General features: G+C 46.8%; 12 protein-coding genes and 1 pseudogene. 4 read left to right on the forward strand and 9 right to left on the reverse strand.

Translation table 11 applies throughout. The features are described from left to right. Positions 1-388 precede the first annotated feature (388 nt). Entirely contained in the window at positions 389-2158 is a 1770-nt protein-coding gene (gene aspS / locus P2W83_RS10890; protein ID WP_276133765.1) for an aspartate--tRNA ligase, read from the forward strand. 87 nt (positions 2159-2245) lie between these two features. Continuing rightward, complete coding sequence (locus tag P2W83_RS10895) at positions 2246-2791, forward strand: hypothetical protein (RefSeq protein ID WP_276133766.1); 546 nt, start codon at positions 2246-2248, stop codon at positions 2789-2791. A gap of 55 nt (positions 2792-2846) precedes the next feature. Here the strand turns inward: P2W83_RS10895 and P2W83_RS10900 are convergent, their stop codons facing one another. The 9 genes and pseudogenes from P2W83_RS10900 to P2W83_RS10940 form a co-directional block, all read right to left on the reverse strand. Continuing rightward, positions 2847-4289: a DUF5723 family protein gene (locus P2W83_RS10900; RefSeq protein WP_276133767.1), complete on the reverse strand. Its 1443-nt coding sequence runs from the start codon at positions 4287-4289 to the stop codon at positions 2847-2849. Between the two features lie 147 nt (positions 4290-4436). Then, on the reverse strand, positions 4437-4811 hold the full coding sequence (rplL, locus tag P2W83_RS10905) for a 50S ribosomal protein L7/L12 (protein ID WP_276133768.1): 375 nt from the start codon (positions 4809-4811) through the stop codon (positions 4437-4439). 66 nt (positions 4812-4877) lie between these two features. Continuing rightward, positions 4878-5468, reverse strand: coding sequence for a 50S ribosomal protein L10 (gene rplJ, locus P2W83_RS10910; RefSeq protein WP_276133769.1), 591 nt, complete (start codon positions 5466-5468; stop codon positions 4878-4880). A gap of 49 nt (positions 5469-5517) precedes the next feature. Next, on the reverse strand, positions 5518-6207 hold the full coding sequence (gene rplA, locus P2W83_RS10915; RefSeq protein WP_338090248.1) for a 50S ribosomal protein L1: 690 nt from the start codon (positions 6205-6207) through the stop codon (positions 5518-5520). Between the two features lie 32 nt (positions 6208-6239). After that, the gene (rplK, locus tag P2W83_RS10920) at positions 6240-6683 is read right to left on the reverse strand and encodes a 50S ribosomal protein L11 (RefSeq protein ID WP_276133770.1); all 444 of its coding nucleotides are present in this window, start codon (positions 6681-6683) and stop codon (positions 6240-6242) included. A 1101-nt stretch (positions 6684-7784) separates the two neighbouring features. Continuing rightward, complete coding sequence (locus P2W83_RS10925) at positions 7785-8963, reverse strand: sulfatase-like hydrolase/transferase (RefSeq protein WP_276133771.1); 1179 nt, start codon at positions 8961-8963, stop codon at positions 7785-7787. 104 nt (positions 8964-9067) lie between these two features. After that, a pseudogene (locus P2W83_RS10930) lies at positions 9068-9331 on the reverse strand (sulfatase-like hydrolase/transferase); the annotation flags it as partial. Between the two features lie 69 nt (positions 9332-9400). After that, on the reverse strand, positions 9401-10855 hold the full coding sequence (locus P2W83_RS10935) for a DUF1254 domain-containing protein (protein ID WP_276133772.1): 1455 nt from the start codon (positions 10853-10855) through the stop codon (positions 9401-9403). A gap of 276 nt (positions 10856-11131) precedes the next feature. Further along, positions 11132-11704, reverse strand: a complete 573-nt coding sequence (locus P2W83_RS10940) for a hypothetical protein (protein ID WP_276133773.1) — start codon at positions 11702-11704, stop codon at positions 11132-11134. Between the two features lie 582 nt (positions 11705-12286). On the opposite strand from P2W83_RS10940, the gene P2W83_RS10945 reads away from it, so the two are divergent. After that, positions 12287-13804 carry an arylsulfatase gene (locus P2W83_RS10945; protein WP_276133774.1) on the forward strand — a complete coding sequence of 506 codons (1518 nt, stop codon included), beginning with the start codon at positions 12287-12289 and terminating at the stop codon, positions 13802-13804. Between the two features lie 183 nt (positions 13805-13987). Then, complete coding sequence (locus P2W83_RS10950; protein WP_276133775.1) at positions 13988-14989, forward strand: formylglycine-generating enzyme family protein; 1002 nt, start codon at positions 13988-13990, stop codon at positions 14987-14989. Positions 14990-15006 lie beyond the last annotated feature (17 nt).

Genomic DNA, 15006 nt, shown 5'->3' on the forward strand with positions numbered 1-15006 from the left:
GTTTTCGTGGTCGAAAAATGGAAAACTCGCTAAAAAATACACAAATGTACACAACCCGGTTGGGGGCTAAATCTGCCGATCGCGACTCAGGGACACTTCAAAACATCATTTATCTTTCTATTCGGCCCCGGATGGTCGATTTCGAACATTGTTGTTGTTGCAAGAACGACAACAAAAAACAACAAACCTGCGGCACAGGTTGCACACGGACTTTGGTGTTGGAAGAATTGGTTGTTGTTTAAAAAACGACAACAAGCTGTAACACATTGTGGCTGTATTGCAGTGCTGGCGCGCCTTTTGGTACTGACAAGGCTAATCGCCCAAATCGCATTATCTTGCAGCCTGTTTTAAGGGGTTACCCTTTATATTTTACATTTTGAACTAATATATGTATCGTACTCATACCTGTGGAGAATTACGCATGCAGCAAGTAGGCAGCGAAGTAAAGCTGGCCGGCTGGGTGCAAACCGTCCGTAAATTTGGCAGCATCACCTTCGTCGATCTGCGCGACCGTTACGGCATTACACAGCTGTTTTTCAACGAATCGCTTAACACCCGGCTTGACCAAACCCCGCTGGGTCGCGAGTATGTGATACAGGTAACAGGCAAAGTGATAGAGCGCAGCAACAAGAACCCTAAGCTGCCCACAGGCGATATTGAAATAGAAGTGGCTGATTTCGCCATAATGAACACTGCTGCTGTTCCTCCTTTCACGATAGAAGAGGAGACAGATGGAGGTGACGAGCTGCGCATGAAATACCGCTATCTCGACCTGCGTCGCCCGACATTGCGCCGTAATATGGAACTGCGCTATAAAGTAAACAGGGCGGTACGTAACTACCTGGATGGACAAGGATTCCTGGATATCGAAACTCCTTTCCTGATCAAATCTACACCCGAAGGTGCGCGCGACTTCGTTGTGCCTTCGCGCATGAATGAAGGTCAGTTCTATGCCCTGCCACAAAGCCCGCAAACCTTTAAGCAACTGCTGATGGTAAGCGGCTACGATAGGTATTTCCAGGTAGTAAAATGTTTCCGCGACGAGGATCTGCGTGCAGACCGTCAACCGGAATTTACACAGATAGACTGCGAAATGAGCTTCGTAGAGCAGGAAGACATCCTGCAGATGTTCGAAGGCTTATTCAAGCATGTATTTGAAGACGTAAAAGGCGTGAAGATCAGCGAGGCCTTCCCACGCATGACCTGGGACGATGCCATGTGGAACTATGGTAACGATAAGCCGGACATCCGCTTCGAAATGAAGATACAAAACGCCAAGGCTGATGGTAAAGTGTATGCCGAGGTGTTAAATACCATCGACTTCAAAGTATTCAACGAGGCGGAATCAATACTAGCCATTACAGTTCCGGGGGCATCAGAATATACCCGTAAGCAGCTCGACGAGTTGACTGAATGGATAAAGCGTCCTCAAATAGGCATGAGCGGCCTGGTATATGTTAAATGCAATGCAGATGGTACTCGCAAAAGCAGTATCGATAAGTTCCTCAACGAAGAGCAGTTGAAAGCTTTTGGCTCCTTCTGTGCTGCTAACGACGGTGACCTGATACTTGTACTGGCAGGTAAAGAAACCCGCACCCGTAAAGCCATGAGCGAGCTCAGGCTGGAAATGGGTCAACGCCTTGGCTTTCGCAACCCTGACGAATACAAGCCACTTTGGGTGATCGACTTTCCGTTGTTTGAGTACGACGAGGAAGAAAATACCTGGGCTGCACGTCACCATCCGTTCACTTCGCCAAAACCAGAGCAGCTCTCATTGTTGGGTAACCCTGACAAATACGGCGAGATCAAAGCCAACGCCTACGATATCGTGCTAAACGGTACCGAGATTGGCGGTGGTTCTATACGTATCTTCCAGCGCGAGCTGCAGGAGCAAATGTTTGCAGCGCTGGGCCTGGACAAGGAAGAAGCCAATGAGAAGTTCGGCTTTCTGCTTGGAGCCTTCGAATATGGCGCGCCGCCCCATGGTGGTATTGCCTTCGGTTTCGACAGGCTTTGTGCCCTGCTAGGTGGCCAGGAAAGCATCCGGGATTTCATAGCCTTCCCGAAGAACAATGCGGGTAGGGACGTGATGCTGGACGCACCATCGGCACTGGACGACAAGCAGCTTACCGAGTTAAAGCTGAAATTGGACAATTAACATGAAAAACGATATGTGATAAAGCTTGCACAGGTTATTTTGAAATATTAACTTGTGTGTTATCTTTATTGTTTAGTAATCAAGGTTATGAAGAAACTAGTTATAGCAGCCTTATTAGCTACAGGAAGCCTGGCTTTATTTTCGTGCAACAATGGCGCGTATGATGCAGATCCCAATGTCAACGGAAGTCCGCTCAATCCGCTGAATCCCTCAGAAAGCGGCGTTTCGGTTTATCTGGGTACTATGAAGGCTAACATCAATGGTACGCCTACATTGTTTGCCCCGGCCTATTATGTTGAAGATGAGTTTGGTAAAGGCGTGGTAGGTTACCGTGTTGATGATAAGCAGTTTCAGCATACGATCCGTTTTACCATCTACGATTTTAAGAACACCAAAGAGTTCAGCTATAGTGTAATGTACACTTACCTGGATACAAGCAAACATAGCCTTGACAGCTTCTTTACTTATGGTCCGCACTCTTCTACTGGCGCGTTCACATTAACAATGAATGGCAATGAAGAAGGTAACCTGCGCGGTAACTTCTCTGGTAATCTGGCCAAGCTGAAACCAACAGAAAATCTGCAGGACGTTATTAAGATCACCAATGGTGAGTACTACGTACCTAAGAAATAATTAGGATAAGTTCCTAAATAAAAAGTCCGGCCAGGTGCCGGATTTTTTATTTAGGTCAATATGTGTAATAATTCCGGCGATCCTTATGGAGCTTGAACATGAGTCCCATAAAGGCATCGGCATTTTTTAGGTTCTTGCTAAGCAGGGTGGAGAATAGCGAGTTGGTGCCAATATAAAAGGGGCCTGATTGTATAATAGCTCCCAGCACTACGGTTTGATAGCCTACAAATGTAAAAGGTATACTCACTTTAAATCTTCGCTGCCCGAAGGTGGGGGTGATGTTGAAGTAGTTGGTATAAGCAGCCCTGTATATATCGCGCGTATTGCCTCGCATGTTCAAAAGAATGTTGACGGCAATGTTCATTGCAGGAGTAACATTGTAATCTGCATTAAGCCGGAAAGCAGTAGGCAGGCCCACGCGAAACTTTTCTGGGTCATCTGTCTTAACTAATAGCGAATCACGCACTAGCCTTGCAACGTAATCAGCAGAAGTTTCACCTTCTCTTACATCAAAGCCCTTGATCGCCTCAAGGTTTCCATATAGTGTATAGCTACCGCTGCCAGTGTCCGCAAAATAGGTGATGGCACCAATATCAGTAATAGAGGCGGCTATGCTGTATGTATAAGGCGATTCTTCGTTAGGGTTGGCGTTTTCGTGGTATTCATATTGGAGACCGATATCCAGGCCTAGACTTCCACGTCCGGCTCTTTGTGTAAGGCCTGCAGGGTCGATCTTGGCTGTTGGGCCATTAATAGGGTTGAGATTGTAAGTGAACAAAGCTGTAATATCACCTGCCAGGGAGGCCAGGGAATCTTCATTGGCTTGAACATAGCGGGTGCCTGTTGTGTAAACGCTACCGGCACAGAAGCCCATGAGATACTTCACGGTAATGCCCCCACGCCATTTGTTTGTATAGTCATTTATTAACTCCCTGCCATATGAGAAGCCAACTTCGGCAAAGGCGTGCGTGGAAAAGCCGGTGTTCTTGAAGTCGAGCGGTACATAGTAGTACTCGGGCAGCATTTCACCCATCAATTCGAACTCCAGCTTACCGATATTCCCTGCACGGGCTATTTCCCGGAACCTTGTGTATATGCCTACATTGTGAATACCCTTGATATTGAACGAAGCTGCAGGACCTAAAAGATCGACGTTTCCCCAGGCGTACTTCTTATTGTTCCGCATGTCTTTGTAGATATCCTTATTCTCTGTGGCCGCAGAACCATTGCCCAGGCCACCGGAAGTAAGGTATTTCCTTGTGATGCTATACGCGTTGGTGCCGGCCATAGCACTCAGTCCAAACAACTGCACCTCAGTGCCTGTTGACGCGCCATTGACCCATGCGGGGTTGTAAGGTACCTGCTGTATAGAGGCATATTCCCTCGCGGCCAGCCCTACAAATTGCTGTGCGATTGCCAGGTAGGGTACTAGTATTGCACAGAGTCCGATAGTGATTGATCTAAGAAGCATGATCCCTTTGTTGATGGCTAACTTCATCAATGGCAAGTTACTATGAATAACGCTTGCCGCCGGGCTTGCAGTATAATGCAATTGTAAAATTATCAGGTGAGGTATAACTGCAGGTTAAAGAAAAAGGGTCCCGAAGTTTCGGGACCCTTTTTAATTGATATTAAGAGGCTATAATTAAGCGATCTCAACTTCAGCACCAGCTTCAGTCAGCTTAGCTTTCAGATCTTCAGCTTCAGCTTTGCTTACGCCTTCTTTAACGTTCTTAGGAGCGCCGTCTACCAGTTCTTTAGCTTCTTTCAGACCAAGACCAGTCAGTTCTTTTACAACTTTTACAACGTTCAGTTTAGAAGCGCCTGCGCTCTTCAGAACTACGTTGAAAGCAGTTTTTTCTTCAGCAGCAGCTGCGCCACCACCGTCGCCTGCGCTCATTACTACTGCAGCAGCAGCTGGTTCGATACCGTAATCTGCTTTTAATACGTCAGCCAGTTCTTGTACTTCTTTAACTGTAAGACCAACGAGTGTTTCGGCTAATGCTTTTACGTCTGCCATTTTTATGAATTTTTTGTTGTTTTTAAAATGTTTGTTTGTTATAGTACGACTTGGAAGCCAATTTTATTATTCAGCAGCAGGTGTTTCTGATGCTGATGCGTCTGCTGCAGGTGCTTCAGGAGCTGATGCCTCAGCGGCAGGAGCTTCAGGAGCAGCAGCTTCGCTGCCTTTTTCTGCATTATGCAGCAGCGCTGCGATAACGCGTTTTGCAGGAGACTGGAGTAAGCCGATAACTTCGCCGATAAGCTCGTTCTTCGTCTTGATCTTTGTCAGGGTAGCCAGTTGTGCATCGCCGATGTAGATATCACCGTTGATGAAAGCGGCTTTCAATACAGGCCTTTCGCCTTTTGCAGCTTTGCGGAAAGAGCTGATGATAACAGCTGGGTCTTTTGGATTTTCGCTGAACATCAGGGCAGTTACGTTATTCAGAGCTTCGTAGATGCCGCTGTATTTTTCAGAGTCCAGGCTTTCCAGCGCTTTTTTGATCAGCGTGTTCTTAGCCACCTTCATTTCCACTTGCTTATCAAAGCAGTGGCGGCGAAGGTTGGTCACTTGTGCTACCGTCAATGATTCGGTATCAGTGATATAAAAGTTGTTGTACTGGCTGAATTTCTCTTTCAGTACTTCTATTACTTCATTTTTTTGAGCAGGTGTCATTTGCTTGTTTTTTTAATTGGATTAAGAAAACCTCCGTTCCACTTCGCGATTAAGCAACGGTTTTCGTATCGATGATTAAACCGGGGCTCATTGTAGATGCCATGCTGATGCCTTTCAGATAAACTCCTTTGGCAGTTGATGGCTTCATACGTACCAGTGTGTTGATGAGCTCCTGAGCGTTCTCAGCGATTTTCTTAGGCTCAAATGATACGCGGCCCACAGAAGCGTGGATGATACCGGCTTTGTCTATTTTAAATGCGATCTTACCACCTTTTACATCGGTAACTGCTGTTGCTACGTCGTTAGTAACAGTACCAGTTTTAGGGTTTGGCATCAGGTTACGAGGACCCAGTACTTTACCCAGACGACCGATCTTAGGCATTACAGAAGGAGTAGCAACAATAACGTCTACATCAGTCCAGCCACCTTCGATCTTAGATACGAATTCATCCAGACCTACGAAGTCAGCACCTGCTGCTTTTGCTTCAGCTTCTTTATCAGGTGTACACAGTACCAGTACGCGTTTAGTTTTACCTGTGCCGTGTGGCAGGGTAACTGTACCGCGGATAGCCTGGTCTGCTTTCTTAGGATCTACCCCAAGACGTATGTGCATATCTACTGAGCTGTCGAACTTCGTGCAGTTGATATCTTTTACCATTGCAGAAGCTTCAGCCAGTGTATATTGTTTGTTTTTATCTAGTTTGGCTTCTACAGCCTTTCTTTTTTTAGCGATTGCCATCGTTACAAGAATTAATAAGGTGAACCAATGGATTAATTTTCCCAGGGCGCTGCGCCTTCAACTGTCAGACCCATGCTGCGTGCAGTACCGGCAACCATACGCATGGCGCTTTCTACTGTAAAGCAATTCAGATCAGGCATTTTGTCTTTGGCGATCTCTTCAACCTGAGCCCAGGTTACCTTACCCACTTTCTGGCGGTTAGATTCTTTAGAACCTTTCTGGATCTTAGAAGCTTCCATCAGCTGCACTGCTGCAGGAGGGGTCTTGATGATGAAGTCGAAAGACTTGTCAGCGTAAACTGTAATTAATACGGGAAGTACTTTTCCCATTTTGTCCTGGGTGCGAGCGTTGAACTGCTTGCAAAACTCCATGATGTTGACACCCTTAGAACCCAGTGCAGGTCCGATTGGTGGTGCCGGATTGGCTTGGCCGCCTTTGCATTGCAGCTTTACATAGCCAGTGATTTCTTTAGCCATTTACCTTTCTTTTTTGGTGTTAACGAATTACCGGCTTTAATGCCGGCCTATTCTCCCAAATGCAACCTTATAATAAGAGCAATATGAGAATTGGAGTGCAAAGGTAAGGGTTTGAATTATATCGGAAAAATAATTTTGAAGGTTTTTCATGTATAGGCTGGGTTTGGTACAGGTTATTATTTAAACGTATTTGTTCCCGGTCCGAGCGGCCAGCAAACTACCTTAAATATCAACTGACTGAAAATCAATGTTTTGTTTCGAAAATTTGTTGCCGTTTGTTGCCGAATTGGGGAGAATTTCGAAAATACCGGATCGGTATCATTGAAAAATCAATCGTTTATACGCTCTTGAGCCTGTTTTGTTGCCGGAATTGTGTGGTTTTTCATGGTTTCGACGGTTTTACGGGAACATTTGAAGACACTTCTGATTTATTGCGATTGGTTTACATGTGATTTCCTGGTTTGTTACAGCCTGCCAGGTTTGTTACTGGCCGAAATACTTGCCTGTATTGGGTTCTAGCCTCAATTTGTTAGGTATTACAGCAGGTTTTAGGTGTTTTTTCATTTTGCATGGTGATTATGCTTAATGTTATTAAGGCCAGCAATGGCGATGACAGTTTTCGCGGTTCGTCGGTTCATTATTGCAAATATACAATAATTTATCCATTTTTCGCTAAACGCTGAGCATAACGGCACTTGACCTATTAACCTAATCGTTGTTGGTGAAGAACACCAACAACGGCGAAAAACTTTTGGGACAGCGAAAGGCTTACTCCCACCAAACGTCATTGCGAGAGAGTATCTGCGAACGCAGATATGGCCGAAGCAATCTAGCCACGCGTTGGGCATCGGGAGCACAATATCTGAACATGTATTGTGTAGCAGTTCATAGCGACGCAAGCCCGTGTTTGGATTAGATTGCTTCGTCGCTGCATCGGTGCTACAACTCCCAACGTCTTAGCAGCTCCTCGCAATGACGTTTGGTGGGTTAACGTTGGTGGTTGTTAAATAAATAGCTTTCCGTAGCTGATTCAGCTACATCAAAAAATAAGCTGTCCTTAGTTGCAAACTAAGGACAGCTTTATTATGGAATAGAATCGTCTTAGCTTTTCGGCATCATTGATTCCATTATCCTATCTATACTAAAACTTGCAGGTTTGCAACGCGGCGGGAATTCTTTAAAGCTTTCCAGCCAGTGTGCTATCAGCGGGACAGCGGAATACATCAGGAAGTTTTGCTCAAGTAGCCAATCGTTGTACTTAAAGCTTTCTTCACCTTTCTCAAACGGGTCGGCACGCAGATCAAAGAATTTTGGTACGCGCATTTGAGCCAGCGGCTCACGCCAAACGTCAAGGCCAGTTTTTCTTTGCTCAGCAAAAACAACTTTGAACCTACCCATACGAATGGCCATGCAATCGCCGTCATCGCTCCAGTACAGAAAGCCTTTGCGGGGAGATTCTTTTTCTTTTCCGGATAAGAATGGCAGCAGGTTGTAACCATCCAGGTGTACTTTATACGTCTTGCCATTCATTTCATAACCTTTCTTTACTTTCTCCACCAGGTCAGGCTCACCATTGGCAGCTGCAAAGGTGGGTATGAAGTCCTGCAGCGAACAGATATCGTTGATCACCTGTCCGGGTTCTATCACACCGGGCCAGCGCATTACGCAAGGCACCCTCCAGCCGCCTTCCCAGTTGGTATCTTTCTCGCCGCGGAAAGGCGTAGAGCCACCATCTGGCCATGACATTACTTCAGCTCCGTTATCGGTAGTAAACACAACGATCGTGTTTTCGGTTACTTTTAATTCATCGAGTTTATTTAACAGCTGACCTACGTAACCATCTAATTCCACCATGCCGTCGGGGTACAATCCAAGACCCGTCTTGCCAACCGACGAAGGTTTGAGGTGTGTGAAAATGTGCATTCTCGTTGTGTTCATGTAGCAAAACCAGGGCACACCTTCTTTTGTTTTTCGATCCATGAAGTCGAGGGCAGCACCGAGGAATTCTTCATCGACGGTTTCCATTCTTTTCCGGTGCAACGGGCCTGTATTTTCGATCACCTGTTTGCCCACGCGGCCAAATTGGGGATCTTCCGTTGGATCATCTTTATCCGTCGCTTTGCATTTCAGCACCCCGCGAGGGCCAAACCTTTTCGTAAACTCCGGATCCTTCGGCCAGTTCGGATACTCGGGTTCTTCTTCCGCATTAAGGTGATACAGATTGCCAAAGAATTCATCGAAGCCATGAACGGTGGGCAGGTGTTCATTGCGATCGCCCAAATGGTTCTTGCCGAATTGTCCGGTAGCATACCCGAAATGTTCATGACATCGCCTACACTGGGGTCTTCAGCGTTAAGTCCTAACGTTGCACCCGGCATTCCCACTTTTGTCAATCCTGTACGTATCGGCGATTGCCCGGTGATAAAGGCGGCACGACCGGCAGTACAGCTCTGCTGTCCATAGAAATCGGTAAAATTTGCTCCCTCTTTCGCTATCCTGTCGATATTGGGAGTGCGATAGCCCATGATACCATTGTTGTTGCAACTGATGTTGAACCATCCTATATCATCGCTCATGATGAACAGGATGTTGGGTTTCTTCTGCGGCGCCCCTCCGCTTCCGGTGGCACTCGGGTTGTAATGCTTCATGATGTATAGTTTATTGGGATTACTTCTGTTTATTTTGACAGCTAAATTTTAGCATGCATTTCATCGCGTTTAATTCTTCACGGCAGGCGGTGGTGTCCAGCTGTCGGTCAATATTGCGTCCTCTGGCCAGTATCCCCGTACGTACAACGAGAACGGAGCTTTGGGCGCAGGCAACCAGTTGTTCATCTTGTCAGTATCGGGCGGTGAGCTCTGCACATAAATAGTAAGAGAACCATCAGCATCGTACTTGAGATCCTTATTCTTTGTGCCCAGGGAGTATCGTTTAAGATCGTTTGGTGCGAAGAAATGCTCTTCGTTGTATAAGGTGAGTGACCAGAAACCTTTTACAGGAGGCACTTGTCCTTTTATGAAGGTTACGGTGTAGTTACTGTTGCCATCAAGACGATCACCCGACGCATCCAGGTCCAGGTAGAAGTACCTTGTTTCATTGGGCCTGTTCACAAAAATGTTGGATTTGGCGCATGCCAACCGGGTAAGATAGTCTAACCCGAATTGTGCACCATTGCGCTGTGTCGTCCAGTTATTCTTTACCGGGTAACCCACATTCACAAACTTAGACAGGGGATCGACAAGGTTCTTTTCTGCTTCGATAGCAGCTTGAATTGCTGCTGCCTTCAACTTCGGATCTCTACTGATAGCATCAAGCATTGCGAGCGCCTGGCCATATATCGCTTCTTCACCCCGCTGCTGTGGAACCTGCTGAAGAACCGTTGGCAGCTGGTCAAAAAACTTTTCCGGAACCACCCATTTTGTTTCCGCGCCCCCTGAGTCTTCAGGCGGCGTACTCGGTGTTTTTTTCCAATCCGTGATCTTCATTTTGCCATCAAACTCATTGAGCGGATACATTCCTATCTGGTTGATCAATGGCTGAACGGCATTTTTATCCGCCGGGTCGTCTGTTTGAAACACTCTTGGTATAACAATTCCATAGGCAGTCGGACATTTGAACACGGCATTAATGCCGTCAGGCACGACACCATTCCAGTTGGCGCCTGTCAACAGGTAAAAGCCGGGTTTCGTACCGTACATTTTGCCCAGGCTTGCAAACCCGTCGGTGCGTTGGTCGCAAACCTGGTACACCCAAAACCGGTCGTCAAAATCTGGCACCTGTAGTACTACTGCATCTTTGGTTAAGTCTAATGGACAAAGGCCGTACACCACATCCTGGTTGGGACACGCGACAGACCGCTCCTCAGGTTCCACATAATCGTTGAGCATACATGAACGGTTGGGTGGCGCCAGAGGCAATACACCACCGCCATACACCGCTCCGGTCAATGGACGGAATGCTTCCACCCTGTTATAAATATTGACCATTGGCCACGCCCACAGGTAAACGGATGTTGCCAGGCTCTTTAGATATGCTTCCGTCATCCGGGTACCTGGTACCGGACCTGGTATAGCTTTCGCTGTTTCTGCTGGTGCCGCCCCGACCTCAGCTGTTGTATCTTTTTTCACAGCTTCGTCTCCTTTCCTAAACTCAGTTCTTTCTGTTTTTTTCATGGTTTATGGTTTAATTGGAGTGTAGAGTCATTTTTGTACACTTTGCGCACGAGGCCACGCTCAACGTTTATAATTTAATTGATGAACTTGTCTGGATCTTCATTTTCCCTGACAGATAAACTATCCGTTACGTAGGCTAAACAAAGTGCTGAACGCGAAAAAATCATACCTAGCGGCGGGAGCAGAAAGGTGGATATTCTTGAGAACAGGCCGGAGGTTTTCTTACCCCGGATGAGTTGAATTGCCAACTGCTACGAACACGATCTCATCAACAGCCTATGCTGTGAACAATCTGGCATATTGGTGGATCTTTTTGCTGAGACCGGGCCACCGGAGATTGATGAACAGCGAGCTAACTATAAGCAATGCAATGCCGCAATAGCTAATGATTACAAGTCCCGAAAGATACCCGCACACCACTGCAGTTACACCGACGAGGTTCAGCACAAAAGCCCTCATACGGTGGTTTCTGCGGCATATTCTGTATTGGATATAAAGGTTGACCGCCATGCCGGCTATGAACAGAAACAACACCTGCGGTGTATAGGGTATGGATTGCAAGCCAATGGCCCCAAACAGGCTCATGTATCCGGCCCAGCAAACGGGGCATTTAGGAAAGAACGCTACCACAACACCCATAAGCGCATTTCCTATCGATCTAAACGTTCGCCCTGCCGGCGAGGTGCCATTGTTCTGTTTTGAAACATCCTGGATCTCCCGCCCTTGATCCTGCCCTTGCTGCAGACGTGCTTGCGCAATTAAGAACGCTCTTCTATCCGGCATGGCCGTGGGCGTGTCATTGTTGTTACGATCGGCTTTGTCTTTTTTAGGGCGCGAGTTGCGGAGCATGGTGAAATGGTTTGACTTGTAAGAATGATGGAGAAAGAACCCATCCATGTAGAAAAGCGAAAGAATCATACCAGCCGCGCTTATACGCATTTGATTCTATTCACGAAAGTTCGGTGGCTGTGTTGAGCAATAAATTCCGCTGACCGGGACGCAGTCATTTGTTGTAGCGGTGTCAGTTGCTATCACAATGCATCCTACCTCAGAACGATCGAAAAAATATATGCTCATTAAGCTGCCACGTAGTATGCGGGAACACAGTGCTTTCATCACTCGCTGATGAGCTTATAAGTTGTATTTCAATCAATAAGAAATTTTTTGTCCGGTGGAATTCTCTGCAGAAAGGGCATGGTTTTTTTGCCAACAAACCGGCAATTCTAAATCCTCTTTTTTACTATCAAACACTATGAAATGGCAACAGCAAATGACAAATCCACAGGCGTCATTGATCCGGGCATTTGTGACTTCTAAACCGACCGGACACTTTTTGAACTTGAAGAGCTCGCGGGAAACTAACTAAGTAATAATGACCACCCTCTGTGAAGGGAATAACTCCTATTTATCACCAAAAAAAATAGCTAAAAAATGGCAGCAAAAAAGAATGGCCCTCAAAAACCTAACATCCTAATAATGTGGGGCGATGACATCGGACAAGCTAATTTAAGTTGCTACACCAAAGGCCTGATGGGTTATCGTACTCCCAATATTGATCGCATAGCCAATGAGGGGATGCTATTTACCGACATCTATGCTGAACAAAGCTGTACGGCAGGCAGGGCTTCCTTCATCACCGGCCAGTGTGGTTTACGTACGGGTCTTACCAAAGTTGGTTTACCCGGTGCTGACCTGGGCCTCAAAGCAGAGGACATCACGATTGCGGAAGCATTAAAACCTCTTGGGTATCGCACAGGACAGTTTGGCAAAAATCACCTGGGCGATCGGGACGAACACCTGCCCACGGTACATGGCTTCGATGAGTTCTTCGGCAACCTGTACCACCTGAATGCCGAGGAAGAACCGGAACAGGAGGATTACCCTGATCCGAAAGAATTCCCCGACTTCAGGAAAAAGTATGGCCCCCGCGGTGTGCTGCACTGCTATGCCGATGGAAAGGGTGGTCAGAAGATCGAAAACACCGGCCCTCTGAGCATAGAACGCATGAGGACTGTTGACCTGGAGTTTCTGGAAGCAGCAAAGAAATTCATTAAGGCCGCGCACGATGCAGGCGAACCATTCTTCGTATGGTTCAACACTACACATATGCATGCATTCACACACGCCAGACCCGAAGATCGTGGCAGGTCCGGCCGCTGGCAGTCGGAATATCATGATGCTATGGTGTTTCATGATGAATGTATTGGCAAGATGCTTGACTTCATCGATGAGCTGGGCATTGCAGATAATACATTCGTGCAATACAGCACCGACAACGGCCCGCATATGAACACGTGGCCTGATGGCGGTATGACACCATTCCGTAACGAGAAGAATTCCAGCTGGGAGGGTGCCTACCGTGTGCCTTGTATGGTACGCTTCCCCGGTCAGATACCTGCAGGGTCAGTATCAAACGAGATCATCAGTCACCAGGACTGGTTTCCTACCATACTAGCGATAGCCGGCGACCCTGATGTTGCTGAAAAGCTGAAGAAAGGTTACAAGATCGGCAACAAAACCTTCAAGGTTCACCTTGATGGCTATAACCTGGTGCCACACCTTACGGGTAAAGAAGCCAAGAGCCCGAGGAAGGCTTTCATCTATTTTACTGATGATGGCGATGTTGCTGCGATCCGCTACGACAATTGGAAAATGATGTTCATGGTTCAAAATACTCCCGGCACACTCAAGATCTGGATGCAGCCGTTTGTGACGTTGCGGTGTCCCTATATCTTCAATCTGCGAACGGATCCCTATGAACGTGGCGAGATCACATCCAATACATACTATGACTGGATGTTCCGGCACATATATTTACTTGTACCTGCGCAGGCATATGTAGGCGAATTCCTTGCCACGTTCAAAGAATTTCCGCCGCGCCAAAAGTCAGCAAGTTTCAGTCTTGACCAGGTGCTAGAAAAGATGACGCAGGGTGCCTCCGGCGGCTAATATGATGCATTTCACACAGGAGCGGTGGTTGAATAAATACCATCGCCCCTGCGTGATGTCTATTACGAATTACCTAAGAAGTTCAGTGTCTATCGATTATAGGAATGTGGCGAATTGACCATTTAATGAATCGTAATTCTTCTTAAATTCAGTAAGAAACTATCACCCCGAAAAAACAACCTTATGCATGCACCCAATGAAATGCTGAGCGTGAACCTTGAGAATATGGTTCTTATAAAAGGCGGCAAATTTTTGATGGGCTCAGACAAATTCTACCCCGAAGAAAAACCAGTGAGACAGGTAACAGTTGATGGCTTTTATATTGACAAGTACGCGGTAACGAACGAAGACTATCAAAAATTTGTAGATGCCACAGGTTATATGACTGTTGCCGAACGGCCACTGAATCCTGAAGACTATCCCGGAGCGCTGCCCGAACTGTTAGTACCGGGAGCATTGGTGTTTCAAAAAGCGGATGGACCTGTAGATCTATCCAGCTATTTCAACTGGTGGGCATGGGTGCCCGGCGCCAGCTGGAGATATCCGCAAGGACCATCAAGCAGCCTGGAAGGCAGAGAAAAGCATCCGGTTGTTCATATAGCCTACGAAGATGCCGAAGCCTATGCCAACTGGGCAGGCAAGGAATTGCCCACCGAAGCTGAATGGGAATTTGCAGCAAGAGGCGGGCTAGAAGGAAAGAACTTTACATGGGGTGATGATGACATACAAATGACCACGCCCATGGCCAATACCTGGCAGGGAAATTTTCCCTATGAAAATTTGGCGATCGATCAATTTGAAGGCACATCGCCGGTAGGTTCGTTTGAACCTAATGGCTATGGCCTGTATGATATGGCTGGAAACGTTTGGGAATGGACCAGTGACTGGTATGTGAAAACACTGGACGAGAGTGCAAACAAAGTAAAAACATGCTGCACAACGAATGTGAACCCGCGGGTGGTTTCGCCGGAAAAAAGCTTTGACGAATGCCAGCCGGATATAAAAATTCCGAGGAGAGTAATAAAGGGTGGATCGCATTTATGTGCACCGAATTATTGTTTACGATACAGGCCGGCAGCCAGGCAACCGCAAATGATCGATACAGGAATGAGTCACTTAGGATTCAGGTGTATCGTCAGGCAGACCAACGAAGCAGTGAACGAAAGCGCCAACACGCTAGTTTAGGTCTGGAAGCATATCAC

The organism is Polluticoccus soli, assembly GCF_029269745.1.
Classification (GTDB): Bacteria; Bacteroidota; Bacteroidia; order Chitinophagales; family Chitinophagaceae; genus Polluticoccus; species Polluticoccus soli.